General features: G+C 64.2%; 25 protein-coding genes. 8 read left to right on the top strand and 17 right to left on the bottom strand.

Annotated elements, in window-relative coordinates; all coding sequences use genetic code 11:
* Nucleotides 1–62: 62 nt before the first annotated feature.
* The 4 genes from LK12_RS09850 to LK12_RS09835 form a co-directional block, all read right to left on the bottom strand.
* Nucleotides 63–980 (bottom strand): acyl-CoA dehydrogenase family protein, encoded by a 918-nt coding sequence (locus tag LK12_RS09850; RefSeq protein WP_039282941.1) that lies wholly within the window; start codon nucleotides 978–980, stop codon nucleotides 63–65.
* On the bottom strand, nucleotides 980–2,125 hold the full coding sequence (locus LK12_RS09845; protein WP_039282940.1) for an acyl-CoA dehydrogenase family protein: 1,146 nt from the start codon (nucleotides 2,123–2,125) through the stop codon (nucleotides 980–982). Before LK12_RS09845 ends, LK12_RS09850 begins: the two co-directional genes overlap by 1 nt.
* 120 nt (nucleotides 2,126–2,245) lie before the next feature.
* A complete protein-coding gene (locus tag LK12_RS09840) occupies nucleotides 2,246–3,019 on the bottom strand; it encodes an SDR family NAD(P)-dependent oxidoreductase (RefSeq protein WP_039282939.1) in 774 nt (257 codons plus the stop codon).
* 69 nt (nucleotides 3,020–3,088) lie between these two features.
* The gene (locus LK12_RS09835) at nucleotides 3,089–4,807 is read right to left on the bottom strand and encodes an FAD-dependent oxidoreductase (RefSeq protein ID WP_039282938.1); all 1,719 of its coding nucleotides are present in this window, start codon (nucleotides 4,805–4,807) and stop codon (nucleotides 3,089–3,091) included.
* A gap of 219 nt (nucleotides 4,808–5,026) precedes the next feature.
* On the opposite strand from LK12_RS09835, the gene LK12_RS09830 reads away from it, so the two are divergent.
* The 3 genes from LK12_RS09830 to LK12_RS09820 all read left to right on the top strand — a co-directional run bounded on the left by LK12_RS09830 (nucleotide 5,027) and on the right by LK12_RS09820 (nucleotide 7,624).
* Nucleotides 5,027–5,341 carry a Rieske (2Fe-2S) protein gene (locus LK12_RS09830; RefSeq protein WP_039282930.1) on the top strand — a complete coding sequence of 105 codons (315 nt, stop codon included), beginning with the start codon at nucleotides 5,027–5,029 and terminating at the stop codon, nucleotides 5,339–5,341.
* Nucleotides 5,342–5,412: 71 nt separating this feature from the next.
* Complete coding sequence (locus LK12_RS09825) at nucleotides 5,413–6,606, top strand: acyl-CoA dehydrogenase family protein (protein WP_197063507.1); 1,194 nt, start codon at nucleotides 5,413–5,415, stop codon at nucleotides 6,604–6,606.
* A gap of 1 nt (nucleotide 6,607) precedes the next feature.
* Entirely contained in the window at nucleotides 6,608–7,624 is a 1,017-nt protein-coding gene (locus LK12_RS09820) for an acyl-CoA dehydrogenase family protein (RefSeq protein ID WP_039282924.1), read from the top strand.
* A 219-nt stretch (nucleotides 7,625–7,843) separates the two neighbouring features.
* On the opposite strand, the gene LK12_RS09815 is transcribed toward LK12_RS09820, so the two are convergent.
* From LK12_RS09815 to LK12_RS09805, 3 genes are all read right to left on the bottom strand, one after another.
* Nucleotides 7,844–8,851 (bottom strand): alpha-ketoacid dehydrogenase subunit beta, encoded by a 1,008-nt coding sequence (locus LK12_RS09815; RefSeq protein WP_052223302.1) that lies wholly within the window; start codon nucleotides 8,849–8,851, stop codon nucleotides 7,844–7,846.
* The gene (locus LK12_RS09810) at nucleotides 8,848–9,846 is read right to left on the bottom strand and encodes a thiamine pyrophosphate-dependent dehydrogenase E1 component subunit alpha (protein ID WP_039282921.1); all 999 of its coding nucleotides are present in this window, start codon (nucleotides 9,844–9,846) and stop codon (nucleotides 8,848–8,850) included. Before LK12_RS09810 ends, LK12_RS09815 begins: the two co-directional genes overlap by 4 nt.
* 114 nt (nucleotides 9,847–9,960) lie before the next feature.
* Entirely contained in the window at nucleotides 9,961–11,694 is a 1,734-nt protein-coding gene (locus LK12_RS09805) for a class I adenylate-forming enzyme family protein (protein WP_052223301.1), read from the bottom strand.
* Between the two features lie 216 nt (nucleotides 11,695–11,910).
* On the opposite strand from LK12_RS09805, the gene LK12_RS09800 reads away from it, so the two are divergent.
* Nucleotides 11,911–12,909 carry a zinc-dependent alcohol dehydrogenase family protein gene (locus LK12_RS09800; protein ID WP_039285073.1) on the top strand — a complete coding sequence of 333 codons (999 nt, stop codon included), beginning with the start codon at nucleotides 11,911–11,913 and terminating at the stop codon, nucleotides 12,907–12,909.
* Here the strand turns inward: LK12_RS09800 and LK12_RS09795 are convergent.
* The gene (locus tag LK12_RS09795; RefSeq protein WP_082010449.1) at nucleotides 12,906–13,361 is read right to left on the bottom strand and encodes a PaaI family thioesterase; all 456 of its coding nucleotides are present in this window, start codon (nucleotides 13,359–13,361) and stop codon (nucleotides 12,906–12,908) included. The genes LK12_RS09800 and LK12_RS09795 overlap by 4 nt on opposite strands.
* 13 nt (nucleotides 13,362–13,374) lie before the next feature.
* On the bottom strand, nucleotides 13,375–15,069 hold the full coding sequence (locus LK12_RS09790; RefSeq protein WP_039282911.1) for an FAD-dependent oxidoreductase: 1,695 nt from the start codon (nucleotides 15,067–15,069) through the stop codon (nucleotides 13,375–13,377).
* A 224-nt stretch (nucleotides 15,070–15,293) separates the two neighbouring features.
* Between LK12_RS09790 and LK12_RS09785 the strand changes: the two genes are divergently transcribed.
* Nucleotides 15,294–16,103 carry an enoyl-CoA hydratase/isomerase family protein gene (locus tag LK12_RS09785; protein WP_039282910.1) on the top strand — a complete coding sequence of 270 codons (810 nt, stop codon included), beginning with the start codon at nucleotides 15,294–15,296 and terminating at the stop codon, nucleotides 16,101–16,103.
* A 19-nt stretch (nucleotides 16,104–16,122) separates the two neighbouring features.
* Here LK12_RS09785 and LK12_RS09780 read toward each other — a convergent pair whose 3' ends face one another.
* Nucleotides 16,123–16,875, bottom strand: coding sequence for a COG4705 family protein (locus tag LK12_RS09780; protein ID WP_039285070.1), 753 nt, complete (start codon nucleotides 16,873–16,875; stop codon nucleotides 16,123–16,125).
* A 122-nt stretch (nucleotides 16,876–16,997) separates the two neighbouring features.
* On the opposite strand from LK12_RS09780, the gene LK12_RS09775 reads away from it, so the two are divergent.
* Nucleotides 16,998–17,501, top strand: coding sequence for a helix-turn-helix transcriptional regulator (locus tag LK12_RS09775; RefSeq protein ID WP_231568312.1), 504 nt, complete (start codon nucleotides 16,998–17,000; stop codon nucleotides 17,499–17,501).
* Nucleotides 17,502–17,594: 93 nt separating this feature from the next.
* Here LK12_RS09775 and LK12_RS09770 read toward each other — a convergent pair whose 3' ends face one another.
* From LK12_RS09770 to LK12_RS09760, 3 genes are all read right to left on the bottom strand, one after another.
* Nucleotides 17,595–17,930, bottom strand: a complete 336-nt coding sequence (locus tag LK12_RS09770; protein ID WP_039282908.1) for a hypothetical protein — start codon at nucleotides 17,928–17,930, stop codon at nucleotides 17,595–17,597.
* 103 nt (nucleotides 17,931–18,033) lie between these two features.
* A complete protein-coding gene (locus LK12_RS09765; protein WP_039282905.1) occupies nucleotides 18,034–19,074 on the bottom strand; it encodes a helix-turn-helix domain-containing protein in 1,041 nt (346 codons plus the stop codon).
* Between the two features lie 175 nt (nucleotides 19,075–19,249).
* On the bottom strand, nucleotides 19,250–20,221 hold the full coding sequence (locus LK12_RS09760) for an enoyl-CoA hydratase/isomerase family protein (protein WP_039282902.1): 972 nt from the start codon (nucleotides 20,219–20,221) through the stop codon (nucleotides 19,250–19,252).
* A gap of 170 nt (nucleotides 20,222–20,391) precedes the next feature.
* Here LK12_RS09760 and LK12_RS09755 point away from each other — a divergent pair, with 170 nt between their 5' ends.
* A complete protein-coding gene (locus tag LK12_RS09755; RefSeq protein ID WP_039282900.1) occupies nucleotides 20,392–21,444 on the top strand; it encodes an AraC family transcriptional regulator in 1,053 nt (350 codons plus the stop codon).
* Nucleotides 21,445–21,457: 13 nt separating this feature from the next.
* Entirely contained in the window at nucleotides 21,458–21,904 is a 447-nt protein-coding gene (locus tag LK12_RS09750; RefSeq protein ID WP_039282895.1) for a nuclear transport factor 2 family protein, read from the top strand.
* A 24-nt stretch (nucleotides 21,905–21,928) separates the two neighbouring features.
* Here LK12_RS09750 and LK12_RS09745 read toward each other — a convergent pair whose 3' ends face one another.
* From LK12_RS09745 to LK12_RS09730, 4 genes are all read right to left on the bottom strand, one after another.
* The gene (locus tag LK12_RS09745) at nucleotides 21,929–22,906 is read right to left on the bottom strand and encodes an NADPH:quinone oxidoreductase family protein (protein WP_039282894.1); all 978 of its coding nucleotides are present in this window, start codon (nucleotides 22,904–22,906) and stop codon (nucleotides 21,929–21,931) included.
* A gap of 101 nt (nucleotides 22,907–23,007) precedes the next feature.
* Nucleotides 23,008–23,748, bottom strand: coding sequence for an SDR family NAD(P)-dependent oxidoreductase (locus LK12_RS09740; protein WP_039282888.1), 741 nt, complete (start codon nucleotides 23,746–23,748; stop codon nucleotides 23,008–23,010).
* Nucleotides 23,748–25,052: an acyl-CoA dehydrogenase family protein gene (locus tag LK12_RS09735; protein WP_039282884.1), complete on the bottom strand. Its 1,305-nt coding sequence runs from the start codon at nucleotides 25,050–25,052 to the stop codon at nucleotides 23,748–23,750. The genes LK12_RS09740 and LK12_RS09735 overlap by 1 nt, the downstream gene beginning before the upstream one ends.
* Complete coding sequence (locus LK12_RS09730) at nucleotides 25,049–26,116, bottom strand: phosphotransferase family protein (RefSeq protein ID WP_039282882.1); 1,068 nt, start codon at nucleotides 26,114–26,116, stop codon at nucleotides 25,049–25,051. The genes LK12_RS09735 and LK12_RS09730 overlap by 4 nt, the downstream gene beginning before the upstream one ends.
* Nucleotides 26,117–26,124 lie beyond the last annotated feature (8 nt).

Here is a 26,124-nt window from a genome sequence, read left to right as displayed (position 1 = left end):
TCAGAGAAGAAAGCGGGGACCCCGCCTTCGCGGGGACGACGGTCGTGTGTGGGCGGAGGGCCTCAGCCCCAGAGCGCCTCGGCTGCGGCCAGACCCTGCGCGCCGCGCCCGCCGAGTTCGGCCGTGAGCAGCTTGAGGCGGTAGGTCCACAGGTGAAGCGGGTGCTCCAGCGTCATGCCCATGCCGCCAAGGAACTGGTGGTAGTCGTAGCACACGCGCTTTGCCGCTTCCTGCGCGTGATGCAGCGCCATCGCGGCATCCGCCTGCGAGCCCGTGCCCGCCGCGCGCATGGCCATCCAGTAGGCGGTGTTAGTCAGCACCTGGTCCTCGGCAAGGCGGTGACGCATGCCCTGGAACGTCGCAAGCGGACGCCCAAACTGCTTGCGTTCGGACACGTAGGTCACCGTGCTCGCCAGCGCTGCGCCCAGCAACCCGGCGGCTTCGGCGGCCATCGCCACGCGCCAGGCGCGCAGGATCTCGGCGGCATCGACGTCATGTGACGTCATGCTGTCGGGCTGCGAAGTCAGGAACGCGACGGGATAGCCGTAGAGCGTGTCTTCCTGGGCCGGCGCAATCATGTTCTCGGTCGCGGTGAAGCTCTTCACGCCCGAGGGGCCGACGACCACCACGGTCGCGCCTGGCCGCAGGAAGCGCAGCGGCTTGCGGGCCTTGCCCTCTTCCATCAGGCACAGCGGGCGCGGCAGTTCGGGATCGATCAGTGGACGCACCATCGCCGAGGCCGCCGCTTCCACCGCGAACGGCAGGCGGGCCAGCTTCTCGATCACGAGCGCGGCCATGACCGGACCGAGTTCCTCGACCGCCATGACGTCGAGGAAGCCGTTTTCGACCAGCGCCTCGTCCAGCTCCGCGCTTTCGAGTGCGAGCGAGACGTCGTGCATCGGCACGGTGGCGTAGGGCTTGGCGAGGCTGTCGATGAAGTCGAGGACCTGCGTCTGGTCTTCGTTGAGCGAAAGCTGCATCAGCGCGGCTCCCTGGGCAGTTCCAGTACTTCGCTGGCGATGATGTTGAGTTGGATCTCGGCGGAACCGGCGGCGACACCGGCGACGATGCCGCGCTGGTGGTGCATCTTGAGATAGGGCGATGCGCCGGCGAGGCCTTCGGGCAGGAACTCGATCACGAATTCGCAGACCGCGCGCTCGGCCATGACCGTGGCATAGCGCGCCGAGCTGGACTCGGCCCCGATTGCCAGACCGTCGACGCGGCGCTGAACGACGGCGTAATTCGCCGTGCCCGCCGCCTCGCACAGGGCCGCGCAACGCGCCGCCTCGATCTTCACGTATTCGCTGTCGAAGTCGCCGGCGTCCTTGAGCATCTGCACCGCCCGGTCGAGCGCCGCGCGCGCCAGCGTGAAGCGCGGAATGCCGAGGCGTTCGTTGCGCAGCGAATAGCCGATGATTTCCCAGGCCTGCCCTTCATCGCCGAAACGCGCGCTTTCGGGCACGGTGACGTCGTCGAAGAACACTTCGTGGATGTCGCCCTCACCGATCAGCGAGGGGATCTGGCGCACAGTGATGCCCGGCGTGTCCATCGGCACGAGGATGATGGTGATCCCGCGCTTGCGGTCGTCGCTGGTGCGGGTGAGCAGGAAGCAGGTGTCGGCCAGCCCGGCATAACTGGTCCAGATCTTCTGGCCATTGATGACGTAGTTGCCGTCCTTCAGTTCGGCGCGGGTGCGCAGCGCGGCAAGGTCGGACCCGGCATCGGGCTCGGAAAAGCCCTGGCACCACAACGACTGGCCCTTGGTGATCGGCTCGAGATAGCGCTTCTTCTGTTCGTCCGTGCCGTATTTCTCGAGCGTCGGGCCGATCCAGTTGACGTTCATGTACTGGCCGCCGCGCGGTTCGCCGGCGATCCACATTTCCTCGGCGAGGATCTGCTGCTCCCAGGGCCCCAGTCCTTCGCCGCCCATCTCTACCGGCCAGTGCGGGAAGAGAATGCCGGCATCGGCCAGCTTTACGCAAAATTCGCGGGCGAAGGCCGTCAGCGCCGGGGAAGCCGGGCCGTGTTCGGAGAACTTCTCCCAGTCGTCGGGCAGATTGGCGTGGAGGAAGTCCCGGATCTTGTGCCGGAAAGCGTCCTGTTCCTCGGTCCATTCGAATTGCATCGGCGCAGCATCCTGGTTTTCGTCCCTCGCGGGTCCTTGGCAGGACCGTTAGGCGCAAGAGCGCAGGCGCGACAACACCGCGTGCCTGCGCAATCGCCTGTGCGATCCGGGCCGGGGTCGCTACTGCCGCACCGCCGCGACCGCCTCTGGCGCCACAAACCGCGTCGTCGAGATGCCGCCGTCGACCGCGATGGTCTGGCCGTTGACGAAGCCGGCTTCGTCCGAGGCGAGGAAGGCCACCATGTTGCCGATGTCCTCGGCCGTGCAGTCGCGCTCGATCGGGGTCAGTTCGTGATTGGTGCGGCGGAAGAAGTCGAGATCCCAGAAGGCATCGGTCATGCCCGTGCGCACGACGGAAGGCGCGACGTAATTGGTGCGGATGCCCCGGCGGCCGTATTCGGCGGCCATGGTCTGCATGAGGCCAATCTGCCCGGCCTTGACCGTGCTGTAGGCTCCGCCGCCGGGCGTGCCGTAGATGCCCCAGGTCGAGCCGATGAACTGGATCGAGGCGCCCTCACCCATGTGCTTGAGCGCTTCGCGGCACAACCGGAATGGCGCGCGCAGCGAGATGTCGAGCACTTCGTCGAGCATCTCGTCGGTGGTCTGATCGACAGGCCCGAAATTGAACGAACCGGCATTGTTGACGAGAATGTCGAGACGGCCGAACTTCTCGATCGCACCATTCACGATCTTCTCGGGCGCATCGTCCGCGGTGACATCGACGGCCACGAAGTCGAACTCGACCGAGCCGCCGAGTTCCTCCTTGAGGGCCTGCAGCTTGTCGGCACTGCGTCCGGTGCCGAGCACCTTGACGCCCTTCGCGACGAGCGCCCGCACGCAGGCCTCACCGATGCCGCCAGCAGCGCCCGTGACGATGGCTACCTTGCCTTGCATTCTTCCGTACTCCTGATCTCTTGGCCGTCATCCATGCGGACGAGGGAATGTCTGTTCGGGCTGCCGCGCTCAATCGGCGCGCTGGTTGCCCGCGCGCTCGGCGATGTCGTTGGCGGCCACGTAGCCGAAGGTCATGGCCGGGCCGATGGTCGCGCCGGCACCCGGGTAGGTGTCGCCGAAAGGCGTGCCCGAATTGTTGCCCGCGGCGTAGAGCCCGGCGATCGGGTTGCCCTGCTGGTCCAGTACACGCGCCCGCGCATCGCAGCGCAGGCCGCCCTTGGTACCGAGATCGCCGTTGTTGATCGGCACCGCGTAGAACGGCGCCTTGTCGATGGGGCCGAGGTTCGGGTTGGGCGTAGAGCTGGGATCGCCGAACATCTGGTCGTAGGGGTTCATGCCGCGCCCGAATTCGGGATCGACACCGGTCTTGGCATATTCGTTCATCTTGGCGACGGTCTGCTTCACTGTATCCACCGGCAAGTGGGTCTTTCGGCACAGCTCCTCGATCGTATCCGCGCGGAAAACGTAATGATCCCACCAGTCTGCCGGGACTTTCTTCTCCGGTGTATGAACTGTGGGCATCAGGCCGCCGGCGCTGAACTTCTTGCGGAACTTCGAATCGAAGATCAGCCAGCACGGCATGTTGGCACCGGTTTCCATATGGTCGCGCACCATGGCCTGACCGAACTGGTCGTAGCCGCAGGCCTCGTCGACGAAGCGTACGCCCTTGCGGTTGACCACAACGCTCCACGGACGGCCCACGTCGAAGGCCGCCTGGTGGATTTCGTGGAAGTTCGACGCCTTGGGCATCGGCAGCGTCATCGTCGGCATCCACCAGCCCTGCTCGGTATGCTCGGTCGACGCGCCGACCTTTTCCGCCTCGATCAGCGCCTCGCCACGGTTGGCATCCTCGGGCGTAGAGGAATGACGCGTGAGGCCGGGGACCGGGTAGAAACGGTCGCGCAGCTCCTGGTTCCACTCGAAGCCACCGGCCGCCAGAACCACACCGTGACGCGCCGGGACCTGATACTTGCGGCCGAAGTTCGAAACCTCGACCCCGATTACGCGGCCGCCATCGTCGACCAGCAACCGCTCCAGCTTCGTTTCCATGCGCAGTTCGACGCCGCGCTTGAAAACCTGCTCGTAGGTCGCACCCATCAAAGCCGCGCCCTGCGTGAAGCGGCGGTCGCGGTGCGATATCTTCCGCGTGCTGCGATCCTTCCAGTAGCGGCCGATCACCTTGGCCGCGACCGTGCGCCAGCCCTTCGACTGCATCATCAGCGCGAAGGTCTCGGTGAGGTCCATCGCGTATCGGCCGAACAGCTTGAAGCGGTTGTACTGCTCGCGCATCAGCGCATAGCGGTCATCGCCGAGCTGACGTCCGTCGAACGTAGGTACGATCACCGAGCGGTCGGCGCGGGCCCCGGCGCGATCGGGATAGTAGTCCGGCCACGCCGCCGCCATCACCTGAACCCCGGTGGATTTCAGATAATCCAGCATCTTGGGCGCTTCATCCACGAAAGCTTCGAGCCTTTCGCGGTTCACCGGCACACCGATGGTCGCGTCGAGATATTCCAGCGCGGATTCGCGGCTGTCACCCTTGTCGCCATCCAGCTGGTGGTTCGGGATCCACATGACCCCGCCCGATGTCGCCGAGGTGCCACCGAACTTGTGCGCCTTCTCGACGATCAGCACCTTCATGCCGTGTTCCGCCGCGCGCAGTGCCGCCATGGCGCCTGCCGCACCCGATCCCACGACCACGACATCGAAAGTTTCGCCGACTGTCACCCTTATCTCCCTTTGGCCATCCGTTGACTGTACGGGCCATCGGTGTGCCTTATCGCGTCCACGGCTTGCCCTAGAAATGACCGCCGGGGTACTGCAAATTGCTTGGCCGTGCTCTGGCGCGCGCGGCGGCCTTGCGCCATGAGGGTGCGGGCCGCAGGGCCGAAACGTATTGCCTGCTTCAGGCGACAGTCGAGAAATGCAGAAAGTCGAAGACCGAACATGAGTGAAAAGACATTCGTCGCCGTGGCGAAAGTGGACGAGGTCCCCCCCGGCGGCAAGAAGGTAGTGGACGTCAACGGGACCAGCGTGATCCTGGTGAACAGCAAGGACAAGCTCTTTGCCGTGCGCAACCTGTGCAGCCACGCCTATGAAACGCTGGAATGCGGTCGCGTGCGCGCGGGATGGATTTCGTGCCCGGTTCACGGGGCGCGTTTCGATCTGGAAACCGGCAACCCTATGAACCCGCCTGCGACCCTGCCGATCGAAACATACGAATTGCGGGTCGAAGGCGATACGATCGAAGTCGCGGTCTGAGCAATTAGCGATATCGCGGGCGCGTAGCCGCTCGTCTGGACGCGAATGGGGCCGCTGTGCATGGAGAGGGCATGACGGAAAACGCTGATCTCGAAGCGCTGCGCGGCGAAGTGCGCAGCTTTCTCGAAGCCGAAAAACCGCACGGCTGGCGCGATGCCAGCCGCACCCAGGAAGACTTCGTCAAGACCCAGCGCGACTGGTTCGCCAAGCTGGTGAAAGCCGGCTACGCGATCCCGCACTGGCCGAAGGAATATCCCGGCGGCGGCCGTTCCCTGGCCGAACAGAAAGTGATCTACGAGGAACTGGCCAAGGCCGATTGCCCGCGCCTGCTGCTCTCCTTCGTCTCGACCTACCATGCCTTCGCGACGTTGCACGAATGTGCCAGCGAAGAGCAGAAGGCGAAGTACATGCCCCGCATTCTCGAGGGCGAGACCTGGTGCCAGGGCTTCTCCGAACCCGGGGCCGGCTCCGACCTTGCCGCGCTCAAGTGCAAGGCGGTGCGCGAAGTCCGCGACGGCAAGGAAGTCTATGTCGTCAACGGCCAGAAGGTCTGGTCGACCATGGCCCAGTTCGCCGACATGTGCCTGCTGCTGGTGCGCACCTCCTCGGAAGGTGCGAAGCAGGCCGGCATCACCTACCTGCTGATGGACATGAAGACGCCCGGCGTCTCGGTCAGTCCAATCCACCAGATCCAGGGCGACGAGGAATTCTCCGAGATCTTCCTCGACAATGTCGAGATTCCCGTCGAACAACGCGTGGGCGAGGAAGGCAAGGGCTGGGCCGTGGCGCAGGCGACGCTCGCCAGCGAGCGCGGTCTGACGCTGATGGAACTCGGCTACCGCATGCGCGGTGCACTGGGCCGCGTGGCCGAGCTGATCCGCACCCACGGACACGAGGAAGACCGCGGCGTCCTGCGCGATTTCGGTACACTCGTCACCGAAGTCGATGCCGTTTGTGCGATTGCCGACCGGTTCCTCGACAACCGCATCAAGGGGGTCGAGCGGATCGGCGACGCCTCGATCGTCAAGAACGCCTACAGTCGCGCGCTGCGGGCCTATTCCAAGCTGGGCCTCCGCCTGGGCGGAATGGCCGAGCAGTATGTCGCGCCGATCACCTTCGGCGATCTCAACACCGGCAACTGGATGGCCGACTTCATGAACTCCTACGCGTGGACCATTGCCGGCGGCAGCGAGGAAGTGCAGCGCAACATCATCGCCGAGCGCATGCTCGAAATGCCGCGCGAACCGAAGAGCTGGGTGGTTTAACATGATCGAGCTGAACGAACTCACTTCCGCCGCGCAGAAAGCCTTTCCGGCCGACAAGCTCTCGCCCGACCGCGATGCGAGCTGGGAACTGATGGCCGAGATGGGCTGGCTGATGATTCGCGTGCCCGAGGAAGACGGCGGCCTCGGCCTTGGCCGGGAAGCCTCGACCGCAATTCACTACGAGATGGGCCGGGTCCTCTCGCGCGCGCCGCTGATCCCGGCGCAACTCGGCCTGCAGGCGATCGTGCTGAGCAAGACGCTTGCAGACCGGGCCGACTGGATAGAGCGCATCTGCGGCGGCGAGTACGTGCCGCTGCACATGCGGGCAGCCCGGCTTACGCCCGGTGACGACGGCGCGCTCAGCGGGACGATCTCCGGCGTTCTGGAAGCAGACATGGCAGGCGCCGTGGTCGCCAGCCTGCCGCACGGCTATGCGATCGTTCCCCTCGACGCTGAAGGCGTCAGCCTGAACGAAAGGCCGGTCTGGGATCCGAGCCGTCGCATGTTCGATCTCGTGCTGGACGGCTATCGTCCCGATCCCGCTCTCGACCTGGCAGAGGTCAAATCCGCACCTGGCCTGCACGATGCCCTCGCGCCCGAGGCGCATCTCGCCATCGCGGCCGACTGCCTTGGCGGTGCCGCTGCCGCCCTCGAAATGACGGTCGAATACATGACCATGCGCAAGCAGTTCGACCGGCCGATCGCGATGTTCCAGGCGCTCAAGCACCGTGCGGCCGACATGAAGACCCGCATCGTCGTCGCCGAAGCACTGATGTGGAGCTACGTGCACGACGAAGACGTGGACATCATCGAGTTCGGCTCCATGAAGACCCTCGCCGGTGAGACCTACCAGTACGTCACGGAAGAGATGATCCAGCTTCACGGGGGCATCGGCCTTACCGAAGAGCACCAGAGCCACCTGTTCATGAAGCGCGCGATGCTGAACCCGCATTTCGCCGGCGAACCGGACCTGTGGAAGGAACGCATGGGCCGCGAGGCGCTGGCCGCCATGCGCTGACCGGCCGGGGCGCAGCGCACCGCTAATGCCGTATCTCCTGGTCTCGCGCCGGTTGCCGGCTGCGACGTCTTAGCGCCCTTCCCTTGACGGGGACGGCAGCGGCAATGGCGTTGCCGACCGACGCCAATCCCGGAAATCAGAGCGGTGCAACGAAAAGGCCCTCCCCCGCGCATCGGCGAGGGAGGGCCTTTTCGTTGACCTCGTGCTGAAATGTCAGCTTCACCCCATCGCGGTGAGGCGCTGGGCTTCGGCTACCACGTCGGCCGGCTGCACGAGGTAGGAATCCTCGAGCTTCTTGGCGAACGGCACGGCACAATACGGCGCGCCGAGGCGACCGACCGGGGCCTTGAGCTTGCCGAACAGTTCTTCCTGGGCGGTCGCGGCGATCTCGGCGCCGGGACCGAAGTTGCGACCGGCCTCGTGCACGACGAGCAGACGGCCGGTCTTCTCGGCCGAGGCCAGAACCGTTTCGCGGTCCCAGGGCGAGATCGTGCGCAGATCGATGACTTCGGCGGAAATGCCGGCCTTGCCGAGTTCTTCCATGGCCATCATCACGCGATACATCTGCGCGCCGTAGGAGACGATGGTGATGTCGTTGCCCGGCACGACCACGTTGGCCACGCCCAGCGGGATCGGGCCCTGGTTTACCGGCATTTCACCCGGCGCGAACAGGGTCATGCCGGTTTCGATGAAGATCACCGGATCGGGATCCTGGATTGCCGAAAGCATCAATCCCTTGGCATCGCCCGGAAACGTCGGGAACACGACCTTGATGCCGGCAGTGTGGCAGAACCACGCCTCGTAGCAGTCGGCGTGCTGCCCGGCGGTCTGGTTGCCGGCGCCGGTCAACGTGCGGATCACAAGCGGAACCTGGCTCTGGCCGCCCGACATGAAACGCAGCTTGGCCGCGTGGTTCACGATCATGTCCATGCACACGGTCGTGAAGTTCATCAGCATGATTTCGGCGACGGGCTTGTAGCCGGCCATGGCCGCGCCAATCGCCGCGCCCATGATCGACTGCTCCGCGATCGGAGTGGAGCGCACACGCAAGTCGCCGAACTTGGTCGACAGCCCCTTGCACACGCCGGTCACACCGCCGCCTTCCTTGTCGCCACAGTCCTCGCCAAGCAGGATCACCTTGGGATCGGCCTCGAATGCCTCGTGCAGCGCCTCGTTGATGGCCTGCTGGCCGTTGGTCTTCTTCATTTCGATGGTATCGGTGCTCATGCCGAGATCTCCTTGGCAAAGACGTCGCGGCGCAGTTCGTCCATGGGCGGGAATTCGCTTTCGACAGCGAAATCGATTGCCTGCTGTACTTCGGCTTCGATGGCGGCCTTCATGTCCTCGAGCTGCGCTTCGGTGGCGATGCCCTCGTCGAGCAGCTTCTGGCGGTACTTGGGCAGCGGGTCGTCGGCCTTTGCGGCGTCGAGTTCGCCCGGCGACATGTACTTGTTGTCGTCGCCGAGAAGGTGGCCGCAGAAACGGAACGTCTTGCATTCGAGCAGCGTCGGCCCCTCACCCGCGCGGGCGCGGGAGATCGCTTCATTGGCATATTGCCACATCTCGACCGGGTCGTTGCCATTCACGGTATAGCCGGGCATGCCGTAACCGATCGCGCGCTTCGAAATCTGGTCGACCGACGTGCCGTCCTGGAAGCGCGTGTGTTCGGCGTAGCCGTTGTTCGCGCACACGAAGATCACCGGCAGCTTCCATACGGACGCCAGGTTGAGCGATTCGTGGAATGCACCGATGTTGCTGGCGCCGTCGCCGAAATAGGCGATCGTCACCTGCTTGGTACCGTCCAGCAACGAGGCCCAGCCAAAGCCGTTGGCGATCGGCATGGAGGAGCCGACAATGCCGGTAGTGACCATCACGCCGGTTTCCGGGTGGGTAAGGTGCATCGGGCCGCCCTTGCCCTTGCAGGTCCCGTCGACCTTGCCCATGATTTCCGCCCACAGCGGCTTCAGCGGCATGTCCTTGGCGACCATGTCGTGAATGCCGCGATAGATCGTGCAAATCTTGTCGTCGTCATCGAGCAGGTTCGAAATCGCGGCGGGAATGCACTCCTGCCCGCGCCCCGAATAGTACGGAGCAGTGATGCGGCCGCGCCGGATCTGCTGCTGCGTAAAGTCGTCGTTGCGCTCGATACGGAGCATCCGGCGATAGATATCGAGCTGTGTTGCAGCATCGGGTGATGCGCGGTTGGATGTCGTTTCTGTCATGGTGCCTCTCTCGATAACCTCCGTCGCCAGGGTGGCTGTACAAGGATTCCACTAAACCCCGACCAGTCCAGTGCAAGGGTCAGGTCAGCGGCCCGGCGATATTTGCGCTTGCCTCTACGCCTCCAGCCGCTTCGTCACGAGGTCCTTGACCACGGCGGGCTTCACCTTCTCGCTGCCGGTCACGGCCATTTCTTCATCGGTGAAAAACAGCACCCGGCGCGGGACCTTGAAGCTGGCGATCTGCTCCTTGCAGAAGCCGATCACGGCCTTTTCGTCCAGATCGGCGCCGTCGATGGGCACGATCGCCGTCACCACCATCTCGCCCAGCATATCGTCGGGAATGCCGACGGTCTGAACCCGCTTCACGCCCGGATAGCGGCCGACCACCTCGTCGACCTCGATCGGCGCGACATTGGCGCCGCCGGTCTTGATCATGTCGGTCAGGCGACCGTCCCAGTAGAAGCGGCCCTGCGCATCTATGCTGCCGCCGTCGCCCGAGCAGTAGAAGCCCTGCGCATCGAAGCATTCCTCGGGCGCCTTGCCGAGATAGCCGGTCATCAGCGTCGGCCCCTTGATGCACATCTCGCCCTTTTCGCCGAGCGGCATGATGGCGCCGGTCAGCGGATCGACGATCTTGATCGTGTTGCCGGGCAGCACTTCGCCCATCGAGCCGGCATATTCCTCGTCGGCGACGCCCGCGACGCGCGAGGTGCAGATGGTCATCGTCTCGGTGGTACCGAAGGACATCGGCACGTCCCAGTCGGTATCGACGGTCGGGTGCTCCCAGATCTGCTCGCCGCGCGTCACGTACTTGAGGCTGGAAAGGTCGGCGCTTTCCCAGTTCGAGGCCGCCTGGAAGCGCGCCCATTGGTGCGGGCGGCCGCTGGTGAAGGTGACTTTCTCCTGCTCGATCAGGAACAGCGCCTCCTCGGCATCGAAGTAGCGCTGCAGGATCACCGCACCGCCGGTCGAGAAGGCGGTGCCGACGACCATCGAGATGTTGCCCGACCAGAAGAAGCCGTTGCCGGTCCAGCTGCGCACGGGTTCGGTCATCGCGAAGATGCGCGGCCAGCGCCACCACTGGATCGCGAAGGCACGCTGGGCGTGGACGATTCCCTTGGGCAGGCTGGTCGTGCCCGAGGAGAAGAAGATGCCGCCCGTTTCCGCCGGGTGCACGCCATCGGCGCGCGCGAGAATGGCTGCTTCGGAAACATGCTTCGCCCGCGCAAGGAAGGTTTCCCAGCGCTCCACGGCCCCGTCCTCGTGCGAGGTCAGCGGATCGGCATCGCCGAGGATGCCCGGCAGCGAAACCAGATGACGCAGATAGGGATAGCGCTCGGACACCATGTGCCCGGGCCTGCCGTGGCCGACCGCGGGTTCGAGCCCGTCGATCATCACGAAGAAGTCCTTCTTGAGCACGTGCTGCTCGAACAGCAGCAGCGAGATCTCCGAGGCCTTGAGAAGCTGGTCCATCTCGGTCGGCGTCGAGAAGGTGCTGAGCGCCACCGGCACGCCGCCTGCCAGCGCCGTGCCGAACAGGCTGGAGAGAAACTCCGGCCGATTGGTCATCAGGATGCCGACACGCGAACCCTTGCCGATGCCCGCCGCCGCCAGCGCGCGCGCCACTTCCATCGAGCGTTCGAACAGGTCGTCGTAGGTCCATGAAAAGCGATGGCTGCGGTTGCGCAGGACCACGGCTTCGCGCGGACCGTACTTTTCCGTCACTTCGCGCAGATAGCCCGCAATGGTCTGCGCGCCCTGCCCCGCCTCCTCGGCTATCGGCGGTCCAGCGACAAGCGAAGCCGGCGGCCCCGCAAGGTTTGCCTGATCATTGCCGGCGGCATGCATGACGAAAATTCCTCTCCCCGAGCGCTCCTGGCGCAAGCTACCGCAACGGCCTAGCAACGCCCGGACGGGGGCGAAATGCGCCGCCGCCGGCTTTGGGGGCTCAGTCACTTCCGTGCGCAGCCGCAGGCAAAGCCATCGCACGGGCGAGCCGGATTCGGGCTGCGAAGCGCACCTGCCCTCGTCTAGGGTCGGGCGCGAAACAGGAGAGAGCAGATGATGAAGCAGGCAACTGTCGCAAGCGGCAAGGGCATCGAGACTATCGCGATCCGCGAGGCGGCGATCCCCGAGCCCGGCCCCGGCGAAGCGCTGATCCGCATCAAGGCCGCGACACTCAACTTCCGCGACATCATCGTCGCCAAGGGCCTGATTCCCGGTCTCGGCAAGGAGCCGGAGGTCGTGCCGCTCTCCTGCTGCGCAGCCGAAGTCGTCAGCATCGGCGACGGCGTCACCCGTGTTGCCACGGGAGATCGCGTAGTTCCGCTCTTCGCGCCCTTCTGGCTGACCGGCAGCACGCCGGATTCGCGCATGCTCGGCGGCCCGATAGACGGCATTGCGCGCCAGTACGCGGTGTTCGATGCCGAAAGCCTGTGCGCCCTGCCCGACGAACTGGGCGACCTGGAAGGAGCAACGCTCGCCTGCGCAGGTCTCACCGCATGGTCCGCGCTCACGGCGTTTCGCCCCACCGCAGCCGGCGAATGGATCCTCGCCCACGGCACCGGCGGCGTCTCGATTGCCGCACTGCAGCTTGCCAAGGCGATGGGCGCGAAAGTCGCCATGACCTCGTCTTCGGATGCCAAGCTGGCGCGTGCCGCCTCCTATGGCGCCGACCTGTGCATCAATTACCGCACCACGCCGGACTGGGCCGCCGAAATCCGCAAGGAACTGGGCGAAAGGCCGCTGGCCAATGTGGTGGACACGGTCGGGGCCGTTCAGTTCGACGACAACGTCTCGCTGCTCGGCGAAAGTGGACAGCTATCGGCCATCGGCATGCTCGGGTCGGATTTCAGCTGGACGCGCATGGGCGAACAGGGCGTCAACCTCGCCCCGATCGGCGTCGGCAACCGCGAACAGCATGAAGCAATGATCGACTTCATTGTCGCGCACGGCATCAAGCCGGTTGTCGACGTCGTGTACGATCTCGACCGCCTTCAGGATGCCTACCGCCACCTGGAAAGTGGCACATTCTTCGGCAAGGTGGGTATCAACCTTCTCTAGGCTCGGGCCTTGCTGGTTCCCAGCAGCTTGAAGATGCCGTCGACGGATGCAACTGTTCTTCCTGCCGCCTCGATCAGACCGCGCATGAATACCATCGAGGACGTGGCCCGGACGACTTCGGGGCGGCATAAAATGAACTCGCCCACTTGGGCCGCCGACACGAAATGAACCTGCAACTGGGCCGTAACGAAGCGCGAATGCGCGGGATCGCCAAGCGGCTCGCCCTTGCGCAAGGCATGCCCGACCCCGCAGCCCAATGCCATGTCCGCAAAGGTCATCATCGCTCCGCCGTGAACGATTCCCAGATTATCGTTGGCCAGATGCTCCTCTGCCTGGAGACCGACCTCCACGCCGTCCATCCCTTCCCGCATCCACGTCGGACCGAGCGCAGCAGAATATCGAACGACCGGCAACGGCCGCCAGCCATCGCGCTCGAGAGCCTCTGAGTCCATGAGTGGTCCCGACTCAGCCGACCTGGTTGTCGAGCCCGGCAGCGTGCTTGGCCGCAATCCAGCCGAACGTCATCGACGGCCCGACGCTGGCACCGGCGCCGGGATAGACATTGCCCATCGGCGATGCCGTGGTGACACCGGTGGCATAGAGCCCCTCGATCGGGGCGCCGTCTGCCCGTAGCACACGGCTGTATTCGTCGGTCACCACACCGCCATAGGTGCTGACGTCACCCGGGACGCAGGAAACCGAATAGAACGGCGCCTTCTCGATGGTGCCGATCGACTTTGCTTCCGAGTACGGATCGCCGACATAGCCGCACTTGTCGTATTCGCGTTCGCCGCGGTGGAAGTCCTCGTCCTTGCCGGCCCGCGCGAAGGTATTCCAGCGCTCGACCGTGGCCTTGAGCTTGTCGGCTGGCACGCCGATGCTCTGCGCCAGTTCCTCGATGGTGTCGGCCTTGTGCAGGTAGCCGGTGCCTTCCCAGGCCTTCGGAATCTTCTTGTCGATCCACTTGCCGGCGACCTGGTACTTTTCGGCATATTGCTGGTCCATGATCGCCCAGCTCGGGATGGCGGGCACCTCGCGATTGCGCTTGAGCATGTTCTCGCAATAGAGCTCGTAGGAGCCACCCTCATTCATGTATCGCTCGCCCGACTGGTCGACGAGAATGGCGTGTGGCTTGCCGGTCACGCTCTGCATGCCGGGCATGACGTATTCCTTTTCCCAACCCGGCGCCTCGGTCATCTGAAAGCCGACCATCTGGTCCATCTGGGCGAGCACGCCGCCGAGGCGCTCCAGCTCGATGTGCATGTCCCCGGTGTCTTCCTTGGGCGTCTGCGACCACTTGGACTGGCTTCCCGGTATGTACTTGTCGCGCATGGCCTGGTTATGCGCGAAGCCGCCGGCATTGACGAGAATGCCCAGGTTCGCGCCGATGCGGATGGTCTTCCCGCCCGTTTCCGTGACCACTCCGACGGCCTTGCCGGCATCGTCGATAAGGACCTCACGCACCGGTGCCTCGGTGCGGATGTCGACGCCGGCATCAAGCGCCGCCTTGAGCAGCCGGCCCTGCAGGCAGGCACCCGCCGTGGTGTAGTGGCGGCCGCGCAGCTTGTCGCCGATAGTGCGCAGCGCAATTTTCGCGAGCATCTTCTTGGCACCTGGATTGGTGCGCATGTGACCCAGTTGCATGCCTTCGCTCAGTGTCGCGTTGACCTCGATGAAGCCCTTCCGCAGCTTCTTGCGCCACGGTCCAAGTTCCTTGATGTTGTAGGGCTTGGCGACCACGGTCCGCGTGGTTTTGAAGCCGCCGGGCATCTCGTCGTAATAATCGGGCCAGTTGTGGTGGCCGCGCTGCAGTTCGATGCCCTGATCGATCAGGAAGTCGACCATCTTCGAAGCCTGGGTTACGTAGGCACGGCGCTTTTCCGGTGTCGAGCCCGGCGCAGGATTGCCATCGAGATTTTGCAGGGCGTCGAGGTAGGTCACCGCGGCTTCGACGGAATCGCTCTCGCCGTCCTCGGCAATGAAGCGGTTGTTCGGGACCCACATGACGCCGCCGGATTTGCAGGTGGTGCCGCCCACGACATCCGCCTTTTCGAGAATCAGGACGGATTTCCCGGCCTGACGCATCAACAGCGCGGACGCCATCGAACCGGCCCCGCTGCCCACGACCACCCAATCGAAGGTCTCGTCGAATTGCGCCATACCCCTTGCTCCCTCTCGCACTGCCTTATTCGCGCCTGATGCGCCTCTGTCCGGGCAAAAATAGACAGGAGCGCGAATGCTTTGGCAAGGTGAGGCTCGCAACGCCACGGCGATGGACCGCGGGTTTCGCCCGAGCGAACGGTTGGCAGGACAAGGCCAATTTGCTCTGGCCTCGTACCGATCCTGGCCTATGACCAGCAGCGATCCATGGGAGACCCGCCGCGATGACCGATACCGCCCCCGCCCTGCCTAGCCTGAGCACGATCGAGATGGCCCGCGAAGGCCGCCTGCTGCGCATCACGCTGAACCGACCCGACGCGCTCAACGCGATAAACCTGCAGCTCCATGACGACCTTGCCGACGCGATGTGGTTCGCCCAGTGCGACCCGGGATCGGACGTGATCGTGCTGACAGGCGCCGGCCGTGCCTTTTCCGCCGGTGGCGATCTGGCCCACATCGAAAACAGTGCAAAGAATCCGCACCTGTTCGATCACGAAACGCGCGTCGCCAAGCGCATCGTCACGACGCTGCTCGATATCGACAAGCCGGTGGTATGCCGGCTGAACGGACATGCGGTCGGTCTGGGCGCCACGATTGCCTTGCTGTGCGACGTGATTTTCGCCGCCGAAGGCGCCAAGATCGGTGACCCGCACGTCGGCATCGGTCTGGTCGCGGGCGATGGCGGCGCGGTGATCTGGGCCCAGCGCATCGGCCTGACGCGTGCCAAGGAATACCTGCTCACCGGAGACCTGCTGAGCGCGCAGAAGGCCGCCGAGATCGGCCTCGTCAACCACTGCGTCCCTCTCGAGGAGCTCGACGCCAAGGTCGATGCCTTCTGCGAGAAGCTGCTGAACGGCGCCATGCTTGCGATCCGCGCCACCAAGATCCTGACCAACCTAGAGCTCAAGCGCCTCGCCACCGCGCTGATGGACGCGGGCATCGCCTATGAAAGCGTCTCGGTCCGCAGCGCCGACCACATGGAAGGCATCCAGGCCCTGAAAGAGAAGCGCAAGCCGAAGTTCACCGGGCGTTGAACACGAGGTCCGGCACAACTCAATGACGCCTGCCCGCACGTTGGGGCAGTGCCAGGACCAATGTCGCAATCGCCAGGAAGAGCACCGCAGAGGCGGCCGCGCGGCCGAGGGCAAGGCCACCATTCGCGACCGGCTTGTCGAGAAAGTCGCCCACCACCGCACCAAGCGGACGCGTAAGAATGAACGCGATCCAGAACAGGGCGACGTGGCTCGCCCAGTTGCGGAAATAGGCCAGCGCTGTGATCGCCAGCAGGCTGCCGAAGACGACCGCTGCGCCGAGGTACCCCAGGCTGCCGTCGGCGATCCAGTCGCCCAGGGCAGTTCCAAGCGTCTGCGAAAAGGTGATGGTCAACCAGTAGTAGATCTCCACGCGAGGGCGGTGGACTGTCGAGACGTTGATCGAGCCCATGTCACGCCACCAGATCAGCAACGAGACGAGCACCAGGCCAAGAAGCACTACGGAGCCCCCGGGATAGCCGATCCCCATGGAACGCGTGGCGAAGTCCGACATTGTCGTTCCGACGGTGGTCGATGCGATGATCGTCACCCAGTAGAGCCAGGGATGGAACCTGCGAACGCCGATTTGCGCTGCGACAAGCAGGGCTAGCAGCATGGCAAACAGCCCCGAGCCTGCAAGATAGCCCCACCCCAGCGACATGCTGACGGTATCGCCGGCGGTTTCTCCGAAGGTCGTGGCCAGGATCTTGATGATCCAGAAGCCCAAGGTCACTGCAGGCACCTTTGTCAGGGCCTGCTCGGCAGCATCGTTCATAGAGGTCTCCGGGACATTGCGGCCTTGTCCGGCCTTGCCCCAAGCCATGGCGCCAAGGCGCGCGAATGCCATAAGCAGACGCTTAGATGCCTGCCCTTGCGCACTTGTGCTAAGCAGCGAGCATGACTTCCCCAGCCCTGCAAAACCGGCGCCCGGCCAATTCCGCGATGGGCACCTCGGTCACCATCGTGATTCTGCAGAGTCTCGCCGCGGTCTATTTCGTGATCGACGGGATCGACGACGTCCTCGCACAATTTCAGAATGGCATAACCCTGGAAGCCGTCATGGAATGCCTCGTCGCCTTCGCCCTGCTCGCAGGTGTCGTCACGGGCGCCAGGCATATCGGCGAATTGCGCGAGCACAACCGGCGCAGCAGCGATGCGCTTGCGCGTGCAAAGGGCGCCCTTTCCGAAGTGATTGCGGCGCGTTTCGCGCAATGGAAACTGTCTTCGGCCGAGGCCGACGTAGCCCTGTTCGCTCTCAAGGGATGCAACGTGCAGGAAATCGCGCGCCTTCGCGGTTCAGCCGCGGGAACCGTGCGCGCTCAGCTCAGCCAGGTCTATGCAAAGTCCGGCGTGAGCAGCCAGGCAATGCTCGTCTCGCAGTTCATCGAGGACTTGCTCTGAGCGGTCGCGAGCGCGCGAAAAATGCAAAAGCCCCCGATTGCCGAGGGCTCTTGTCCAGGCCTTGCGGGTCTGGTCAACCAGCCGAAGCGGGCCTCAGTCCGGCACCACCCGGTCCCCCATTTCGGTGAACAGCGCGGTATAGCAGGTGCCCATGTCCTGCGCATCGCTCTGGGTCATTTCGCCGGCCTGCGCGGCCTGCCCCATCGCGCCGAGCAGCGCCATCGGGTCGTCGGCCTCGATGTCGTAGATCGCCATGAACTCGTTTTCGTCGCTGCCCATCAGCTTGGCGACAAGCTTGTAGCGCTGTGCTCCGGCCATGCCGAACTTGTTGACCAGTTCGGGAAGGTGAACATTGTTGTACCAGTCGTGGTACTCTTCCTCGCGGCCGGGCAGCGGACGGGTCAGAGCAACGAGCTTCATCTTCGGCATGGCATCCTCCTCATTATGCGGGGTGCAACATCCGCGATCGCCGGACGCGATGCAAGTGCGCACTATCTAGCAGCACGCACTCATCGCCTCGCCGGAAGCGGAGCTACTGTAGAAGCTGCCCAGCCGCGGGAAATTCCGGAAAACGCTCCGTCTTTTCCACCTGCATCGCCACTTCCTCGCGCGCGGTGCATTCGCCGCGGAATTCACGGGGGTTGGCGCCGAAGACGCGCTTGAACATGCGGCTGAAGTGCGCCGGGCTCTTGAAGCCGACACCATAGGCGATCTCGCTGATCGAGATGTCGCGCGGGTCGGAGTTGGCGAGCCAGTCCTTGGCCTTGGCCAGCCGCTGTTCCCACACCAGCTCGGAGAACGAGGTCTCCCGCAGGCGCAGCAGGAACGAGAGGTAGCGCGGGCTGATGCCGCAACCCTTGGCCACCATCGCGGTCGAAAGCTGCGGGTCGGAAAGATGCACTTCGATGAAGCGCAGCACCTCTTCCAGCCTGCGGTCGGCGATCGACTGGCGCGCCGGCTGCAGTTCCTCGGTCGCCCGAACGGCATTGCCGATCAGGCCGAATGCCGTCTCGGTGAGCAGCCGCGCGGACTCTTCGCCGAGGCCGCCGTCATCGTCGAAGACGTCGGTGAGGATGTTCTCGGCAATGGCCAGTTCGGGCCGTTCCACGGGCATGAACAGACCGGTGCTGAAATCGTGCTGAATGAAGGAGCGCAGGATGTGGGTGGGCACGGTGACGTGCAGCACCTCGTGCACATTGTCGTTGTCGGTGCGGCATTCGATGAAGAACGGCGACATCGAACGTGTAATCACGAAATCGCCCGGCTTGGCCACCTTGCTTCCGCACTGGTTCGAAAACGTCAGTTCGCCGTGCTTGACGAACCACAGGATCGAAAGATCGGTGGCATCCTCACGGATGTGCTGCCGCGTGCGGCGGAAGAACAGGTTCGTCGCGGACCGCTGCTTGATGATCGAGATCGCCCCGACCGTCTTGCGTTCGGAGCGCACATCTACATTCGAGGCATCCTCGATCCAGAAGTCGCCGCGATAGTATTCCTGATCGCGCGTACCGCGGAACATCTGCTGACACTCGCGGTAGTTGCGCTTGTCGAATGAGAACAAAGTCTCAGCCATGGTTCTCTCCCGTTGGCGGGGCAGAAGTTTCCTCTCCGCCCTCACCGGACTTGCCGCCGACTCCGGTCGGTCTGAACTATGCCATAAGTACCACGAACAGGGCGGCCTACTCTACAACACGCGCGAAATTTTCTGCATTGCACGCATTGTCGATAGGCCGCCCCGATTGCGCAGATCAGCCCTGGCGGCCTTTCTTGGAAAGACGCCATTCCGGCGGATAGTTTTCGTCGTGGCCCTTAACGACGGCACCGATGCCCTGCTTGAAGGTATCGCCCTTGCCCAGGTTCACGTCGTTGTCGCCGTCATCGGTCATCAACGGCAGCATGCCTTCGAGCCAGCCGGTGAGCAGGCTGCCCATATATTCGCCGCGATGCTGCTTGTAGGCCTCGATGAAGGTCTTCTGGGCCACCACGACGTCGGTCGGGCGCGTGATCGAGCAGGCATGCGCGTACTTCGCCGTTTCGGCCTCGAGCTTGTCGCGCGGCACCACCGAATTGACGAAGTTGCAATTGTACATCTCGTCGGCCGAGAACGGGCGACCGGTGAAAAGCATTTCCGAAAACCGGCGCAGGCCGATCGTTTCCAGCCACTGCCACATGCGCGGCCCCCAGCCGGCATAGCGGAACGCGGGGTGCCCGAAGAGCGCATCGTCGGACGAGATGATCATGTCGGCATCCGCGCACTGGTAGAAATGCCAGCCGTAGCAGTAACCCTTTGCCTCGATGATCGAGATCTTCTTGAATTCCTGCAGCGGCCGGTTGCCCGAGCGCGCCTTCGCGTAATAGTCGGTGAGTCCGTGCAGGTAGCGGTAGGAGCCTGCCGGCGGATATTTCACGCTGGGATCGTCGATTTCCAGGTCGACGAGAAAATTGTCGTCCGGGCCCGGATTCAGATAGAGGTCGCCGTGCTCGTTGAGATCACCGCCGCTGCCCAGGTTATCGCCCATACCGCGGATGACGAGCACTTTCACTTCATCATCGATATTGGCCTTGAACACCAGCTCGCCGAAACGCGCACGCATTCCGATCGTGGCGGTGTTGTGCTTGTCCAGCCGGTTGAAGGTGATCGTGGCGATCTTCGTCGCCGGATCCTTTTCGTAAAGGACGTGTTCTTCCGCAACCTTCTTGTGATCAGCTATCGTCTTCATCAGCGCTCTCTCCCGCTCGTGTGGCTCATTCGTACTTTCCCGTCTGCTGCCACAGGCAAGCAAGGGGGTATTGGCATTTCGCGCGGCATTCTCGATATTGCATGCCGCAAGACACACAGTGGGCAGGACGCGCAGACGACCGTCCGACTTCCCGGCCAGAGAGGACAGCCATGGGCCAAAGCAGCTTTTTCAGTCTCGACGGACCTCTCGACGTCGCCCCCGGCGGCGGTCAGGTCCGCGCCGCCAACTTCGCCGGGCTCGCGCAGGTCGCCCGCAATCATGGCCGCGATGCGCGCGGCATCGTCGAACGCTACGGCATGGAAGCGCGCGTGCTGACCGATCCGGAAAGCCTGATCGCGCCGCAGCAGCTTGCCGATACCTTCGAATACTGCAGCACGGCCTTCGACGATCCGCTTTTCGGGCTGCATATCGCTACGATTCAGGACCCTGAAGTCTTCGGCTGCGTAACCGCGCTGTGCCGCTCCGCCCCCACGGTTCGCGCGGGTATCCGCTGCCTGATCGATTTTCTGCCAGTGGTGCATGCGCCCGATTGCGAAGTCGTGCTGATCGAGGGCCGCGAAACCGCCGAACTGACCTGGCTGGTCAACACCGACATCGGCGTGAACGACCAGGCGAATTACCAGGCGGCCATGCTCAATACCAAGCTGCTGCAGGCCATCGGCGGTCCTGGTTTTCGTCCGAACTGGGTCAGCCTCTCTGCCGACACGCGCTCCTGCGACCTGCCCGAGATCGAAAAGACCCTGGGCTGCCGCGTGGTGGGCCACTCCTCGCGCAATTCGGTCGCCTTTCCGGTCCACGCGCTGGAACAACCGGTCCCGAGCGCCAATCGCCTGCTGTTCAAGCTGCTCGGGTCCTATCTGCAGCGGGTGAAATCGGAGCACAGCCAGTCGATCATCGACAAGGTGGACAGCTTCATCCGCGGCTCTCTGGCGCGCGGGACGTGTTCGATCGAACGCTGCGCGGAAAAAACCGGCATGTCGGTGCGCACGCTGCAGTCGCGCCTCTCTGCCGAAGGCGCAAAGTTCTCCGAGCTCGTCGAAAAGCAGCGCGAAACGCTGGCCAAGGCACACCTGGCCGACAAGCGCCTTTCGCTCGACGAAATAGCCGACCGTCTCGGCTATGGCGAGCAGACCAGTTTCGGCCGCGCCTTCAAGCGCTGGACCGGGATGACGCCGCAGCAATACCGCGCATCGTCCTGCTGAGAGCAACCGACTGATGACCGAGGTGGAACGCCTCCTCGCGATCGAAGAGATCAAGCAGACGAAGGCCCGGTACTTCTACGGCCTCGATCACCGCGACTGGGACCTGTGGCGCAGCGGCGTCTGGGCGCCGGACGGCCGGCTCGAAGTGCCAGAGGCCGACATGGTCGTCGAACCGCTCGACAAGATCATCGAGTGGGTCTCCGCCTCGACCGGCGATCAGGTTTCGGTGCATCACGGGCACATGCCGATCATCGACTTCGTTTCGGACGACGAGGCGCGCGTGATCTGGGCGATGGAAGACAGGCTCTACCGAACAGCGGAATATCCGCTGGCGGACGGCAGCACCTATCTTCACGGGTTCGGGCACTACCACGAGACCTACCGGCGGCTGGACTGTGGCTGGCGCATCCAGTCGAGCCGGCTGACGCGGCTCCGCGTGGAGACGCGCAAGACCTTCTGAGGCCTTGCGCCGCCGCCCGCTGGCTCAGTCCATCTTCAGCACGATGCGGCCCGCGGCCTTGCCCGAAAACGCCGCGTTCATGGCCGCTGCATAGTCCTCGATAGCAAAGCGCTCGGCGATGGCGGGGCTGAAGATGCCCTCGCCCGCCAGTTCCATGACCTTGCGGCGCATCGCCTCGGCTTCTTCGGGGCGCTTGATCGCGTGATCGCGCATCTGCACGCCGACGAGACTGGCGCTCTTGAGCAGCGCGAGATTGGTCCGGAGTGAGGCAATACCGCCGGTAAAGCCGATCACGAGATGCCTGCCGTCATAGCCAAGGCACCGGAACGCCGGTTCCAGCGCATCGCCGCCGACCGGATCGAACACGAGATCGATCGGCTTGCCGTCGTTGGCCGCCGTGACCTGATCGCGCCAGTCCTCCGCCCCGGTCGTGACCACGGCGTCCGCACCGCCATCGAGCGCGACCTTCTGCTTGGCCTGGCTGGACGCCGAGGCAATCACACGCAGGCCGAGATGCTTGCCGACCTGGATGGCGGCAAATCCGGTCCCGCCCGCAGCGCCCAGCACCAGCAGCGTTTCCCCCGGCTTCGCCCTTCCGCGGTCGGCGAGGGCATAATAGGCCGTCTGGTAGTTCACCGAGAAGACGGCGGCCTGCTCGAAGCTCATTGCCTCGGGCACCTTGGCCATGTTGCCGGCCTTGAAATTGTTCGCTTCGGCGAAAAGCCCGCCCAGCCCCCCGCAGAACACGCGGTCGCCCTCGGCAAGGTGCGTGACGCCCGGTCCCACCGCCGCGACGACGCCCGCCGCCTCGCTGCCGGGAATGAACGGAAGCGGCGGCTTGAACTGGTACTTGCCCATGGCGGTCAGCACATCGACGTAGGAGACGCCCGCCGCCTTGATCGCCACACGGACTTCGCCTTCCTTGGGCGCGCCGGGGTCGAAGTCTTCGAGGAGGTAGCTTTCGGGCGGGCCGAACTCGTGGCCGATTACAGCGCGGGGCATGGAAAAAACTCCCAGGGAACGTAGAGACTTGGTCAACCAATTCCCCTCCCGCTCGCGGGAGGGGAGAAGATCGGGCCGCGCCCTTCGGGGCGGCGCGTTGGTCAATGCTGACCGCCGTCGCAGCGGACGAGCGAGCCGGTGACGTTGACCGAAGCCGGGCTCGCCAGAAATAGCGCGGCGGTGACGATCTCTTCGGGCTCGGCGGCGTGGCCGCGCGGGATCGGGATCGGGCCCTTGCCCTTGTCGGGCCAGGCTTCGACGATGTCGGTGCGGAAGGCGCCGGGCGAGAGCGTATTCACCCGCACCTTGGGCGCATATTCCCACGCGAGGCTTTTGCTCATGGCATTGAGCGCAGCCTTGGACGAACCGTAGGGGATCGTCTTTGGCAGCGGCATCATCGAGCCCGACGACGAGACGTTGATGATGCACCCGCCCTCCCCTTCGGACATGCGGTGCGCCATCAGGCTGGCGATGCGGAACGGGCCCTTGAAGTTGAGGTTCACGACGGAGTCGAACAGCTTCTCGGTCACCTCGTGGCTCGGTTGTGCCGGGCTCATCCCCGCGTTGTTCACAAGGATATCCACACGCCCGAAGGCATCCCAGGCTTGCTGGACCAGTTCGGTACAAGCATCCCACCGACCGACATGCGCGGAAAGCGCCATGGCCCGAACGCCCAGCGCGCGGCATTCTTCGGCCACCGCCTCGCAGTTTTCCAGCTTGCGGCTGGCAATGATGACGTCGCAGCCGCGCTCGGCGAAGGCCTTGACCATCTGGTAGCCGAGCCCGCGCGAGCCGCCGGTGACGAGCGCCACCTTGCCGGTGAAATCGAACAGAGGGTCCATCAGTCGTCTCGCGCGTTGGGATAGCGGGCCAGCGCGGCCGCCGTCCGGGTCGGGATATGCTCGCTGGGGAACATGCCCTCGGCGGGCTTCGCGCGCTTGAGATAGGCACGGGCAAGCTGCGACTTGTGCGCATCGGTCGGCCCGTCGGCGAAGGCCAGCGACATGTGCCCGCCGTACCACTTGGCCAGCGGCATATCGAGCGAGATGCCCAGCGATCCGTGGATCTCCAGCGCCTTGCCGACGACATTGGCATAGACCGAGGCCATGGCGACCTTGCACATGCCGATGTGCTTGCGCGGGGCGCCGTGCTTCATGCGGCCGGCCTCGACTTCATCGATCATCCACGCGGTCTTGAGCACCAGCAGGCGGAACTGTTCGAGCTCGATGATCGAATCGGCGATCTTTTCCTGCACCATCTGGTGCTCGCCGAGCATCTTGCCCTTGGTGGTGCGCGAAACGGCCCGCTCGAGCATCATGTCGAGCGCTCGGTTGCACATCCCCACGGTCCGCATGGCGTGGTGGATGCGTCCCCCGCCCAGACGCGCCTGCGCGACCTTGAAGCCGCCGCCCCGCTCACCGAGCATGTGATCGTAGGGGATGCGCACCTTGTTGTAACGGATGTGCGCGTGGTGGCCGTTCTCCGGATCGGTATCGCCGGCGATAGCGACATTGCGCAAGATCTCGATCCCCGGCGTGTCGGTCGGCACGATGAACATGCTCATGCGTTCGGTCAGCGGCTTGTCGGCATCGGTAACCGCGATCACCAGCAGGAACGAAGCGAACTTGGCGTTCGAGGAGAACCACTTCTCGCCTTCCAGCACCCATTCATCGCCATCAAGTGTCGCACTGCAGGTGAACACGTCGGGATCGGCGCCGCCCTGCGGTTCGGTCATCGAAAAGCAGGATACGATATCGCCATCCATCAGCGGACCGAGGAAGCGCTGTTTCTGCTCGGGCGTTCCGAACAGCGCCAGAATTTCGGCATTGCCGGTATCGGGCGCCGCGGTACCGAATACCACCGGTGCCCAGCTCGACCGGCCGATGATCTCGTTCATCAAGCCCAGCTTGACCTGCCCGTAGCCGGGACCGCCGAGATGCGGCCCCAAATGGCAGGCCCAGAGGCCCTGCTTCTTAACTTCCTCCTGAAGCGGCTTGAGGTGGCGCTTGGCCGCCGCGTAGTCCGGATCGAACTGCGCGCCCTGTTCGGGAAACAGCAGGTCCATCGTCTCGCATTCCTCGCGGACGAATGTGTCCATCCAGTCGAGCTTGGCCTGGAATTCGGGTTCGACACTGAAATCGATCATGACATCCTCCGGATTTCGGCGGCCGTTTCCTTGAACACGTTTTCAACGATCCGCGAAAAGAAGCGTCCGGTTTCCTTGGGCAGGATCCCGGCTTCGGCCTGGGCGACCTTGTATTCGAGCAGGCAGCCGGACTTGAACCGCGACAGGAGCGAAAACCAGCGGAAGTCCTCGATATTGCGGCCCGTCCCGGCGCAATAGTAGCGGGCCAGTTCCTGCTTGGTGGGGAAGTGGTCGGGGTTGGTGAGCGCGTTGGGAAATTCCTTGTCGGGATTGTCCTCGTCGCGCATGCCGCCGGTGAACCAGCCGATGTCGATCATCGGGTCACCGATGGTCGAAAGCTCCCAGTCGATCATCGCCGCAAGGCGCGCGGGCGGGCCCCACTGGAACATCATGTTGGGGGTGCCGACATCGCCGTGGATGATGCCGCGCACTTCCTCGGGCAGCTTCGCGCCGCGCAGCCACTCCTCGGTTTCCCTGTAGCCTTCCAGCTCGCGGCCTTCGTAGCCATAGCGCTCCTTGTAGGAGGCGAGCTGGCCGGACCAACGGTCCACCTGCCGTTCGAGGAACCTGCCCGGCTTGCCGTAGTCGCCAAGGCCGATGGCCTCGTAGTCGACGTTGGCCAGCTTCACGAGGCCGTCGACGATGGCGAAGGGGATACCGTATTCGTAAGGCATCCGGTCGAACGGCGGCTCGTTGTGGATCTTCTCGTCGCGCAGGTTGGGCGCCCAGCCGTCGACCTTTTCCATCACGTAGAACGGCGCGCCGGCAACGCTGTCATCCGGGCAGGAGCCGTAGCAGACCGGGTGCGGCACGTCGGTCTGGTTGAGCGCGGTGAGGATGCGCGCCTCGCGCAGCACGCCCTTCTCGGCCCCCGGCGGCGGCACTTCGGGCGGGCGGCGCATGACCATCGGCTTCTCGCCGCGGTCGAGCGTCAGCACGACGTTGGAGGTGCCGCCAGAAAGCAGTGAGGTCTTGAGCGGCCCCTTGCCCAGTTCGGGCACATGGGCATCGAGCCATTCGGTCAGCGGCCCGATCGGCGCCAGTTTATCGAGATCGGCTTCCATCATCCTCT

This window comes from Novosphingobium malaysiense, assembly GCF_000802225.1.
GTDB lineage: Bacteria > Pseudomonadota > Alphaproteobacteria > Sphingomonadales > Sphingomonadaceae > Novosphingobium > Novosphingobium malaysiense.
The sequence above is the reverse complement of the archived record's forward strand: the minus strand, read 5'-3'. Positions and strand labels throughout refer to the sequence as shown.

Bases quoted from the DNA above. Each gene is read 5' to 3' on its own strand.
- LK12_RS09770 (WP_039282908.1), bottom strand. From the start codon at position 17,930: ATGCCGAAGATGAAGCTCGTTGCTCTGACCCGTCCGCTGCCCGGCCGC.
- LK12_RS09805 (WP_052223301.1), bottom strand. From the start codon at position 11,694: ATGCATGCCGCCGGCAATGATCAGGCAAACCTTGCGGGGCCGCCGGCT.
- LK12_RS09755 (WP_039282900.1), top strand. From the start codon at position 20,392: ATGGGCCAAAGCAGCTTTTTCAGTCTCGACGGACCTCTCGACGTCGCC.
- LK12_RS09850 (WP_039282941.1), bottom strand. From the start codon at position 980: ATGCAGCTTTCGCTCAACGAAGACCAGACGCAGGTCCTCGACTTCATC.
- LK12_RS09840 (WP_039282939.1), bottom strand. From the start codon at position 3,019: ATGCAAGGCAAGGTAGCCATCGTCACGGGCGCTGCTGGCGGCATCGGT.
- LK12_RS09790 (WP_039282911.1), bottom strand. From the start codon at position 15,069: ATGGCGCAATTCGACGAGACCTTCGATTGGGTGGTCGTGGGCAGCGGG.
- LK12_RS09735 (WP_039282884.1), bottom strand. From the start codon at position 25,052: ATGATCGATTTCAGTGTCGAACCCGAATTCCAGGCCAAGCTCGACTGG.
- LK12_RS09830 (WP_039282930.1), top strand. From the start codon at position 5,027: ATGAGTGAAAAGACATTCGTCGCCGTGGCGAAAGTGGACGAGGTCCCC.
- LK12_RS09760 (WP_039282902.1), bottom strand. From the start codon at position 20,221: ATGAAGACGATAGCTGATCACAAGAAGGTTGCGGAAGAACACGTCCTT.
- LK12_RS09765 (WP_039282905.1), bottom strand. From the start codon at position 19,074: ATGGCTGAGACTTTGTTCTCATTCGACAAGCGCAACTACCGCGAGTGT.
- LK12_RS09845 (WP_039282940.1), bottom strand. From the start codon at position 2,125: ATGCAATTCGAATGGACCGAGGAACAGGACGCTTTCCGGCACAAGATC.
- LK12_RS09785 (WP_039282910.1), top strand. From the start codon at position 15,294: ATGACCGATACCGCCCCCGCCCTGCCTAGCCTGAGCACGATCGAGATG.
- LK12_RS09810 (WP_039282921.1), bottom strand. From the start codon at position 9,846: ATGACAGAAACGACATCCAACCGCGCATCACCCGATGCTGCAACACAG.
- LK12_RS09815 (WP_052223302.1), bottom strand. From the start codon at position 8,851: ATGAGCACCGATACCATCGAAATGAAGAAGACCAACGGCCAGCAGGCC.
- LK12_RS09775 (WP_231568312.1), top strand. From the start codon at position 16,998: ATGACTTCCCCAGCCCTGCAAAACCGGCGCCCGGCCAATTCCGCGATG.
- LK12_RS09740 (WP_039282888.1), bottom strand. From the start codon at position 23,748: ATGGACCCTCTGTTCGATTTCACCGGCAAGGTGGCGCTCGTCACCGGC.
- LK12_RS09800 (WP_039285073.1), top strand. From the start codon at position 11,911: ATGAAGCAGGCAACTGTCGCAAGCGGCAAGGGCATCGAGACTATCGCG.
- LK12_RS09730 (WP_039282882.1), bottom strand. From the start codon at position 26,116: ATGGAAGCCGATCTCGATAAACTGGCGCCGATCGGGCCGCTGACCGAA.
- LK12_RS09795 (WP_082010449.1), bottom strand. From the start codon at position 13,361: ATGGACTCAGAGGCTCTCGAGCGCGATGGCTGGCGGCCGTTGCCGGTC.
- LK12_RS09825 (WP_197063507.1), top strand. From the start codon at position 5,413: ATGACGGAAAACGCTGATCTCGAAGCGCTGCGCGGCGAAGTGCGCAGC.
- LK12_RS09820 (WP_039282924.1), top strand. From the start codon at position 6,608: ATGATCGAGCTGAACGAACTCACTTCCGCCGCGCAGAAAGCCTTTCCG.
- LK12_RS09750 (WP_039282895.1), top strand. From the start codon at position 21,458: ATGACCGAGGTGGAACGCCTCCTCGCGATCGAAGAGATCAAGCAGACG.
- LK12_RS09780 (WP_039285070.1), bottom strand. From the start codon at position 16,875: ATGAACGATGCTGCCGAGCAGGCCCTGACAAAGGTGCCTGCAGTGACC.
- LK12_RS09745 (WP_039282894.1), bottom strand. From the start codon at position 22,906: ATGCCCCGCGCTGTAATCGGCCACGAGTTCGGCCCGCCCGAAAGCTAC.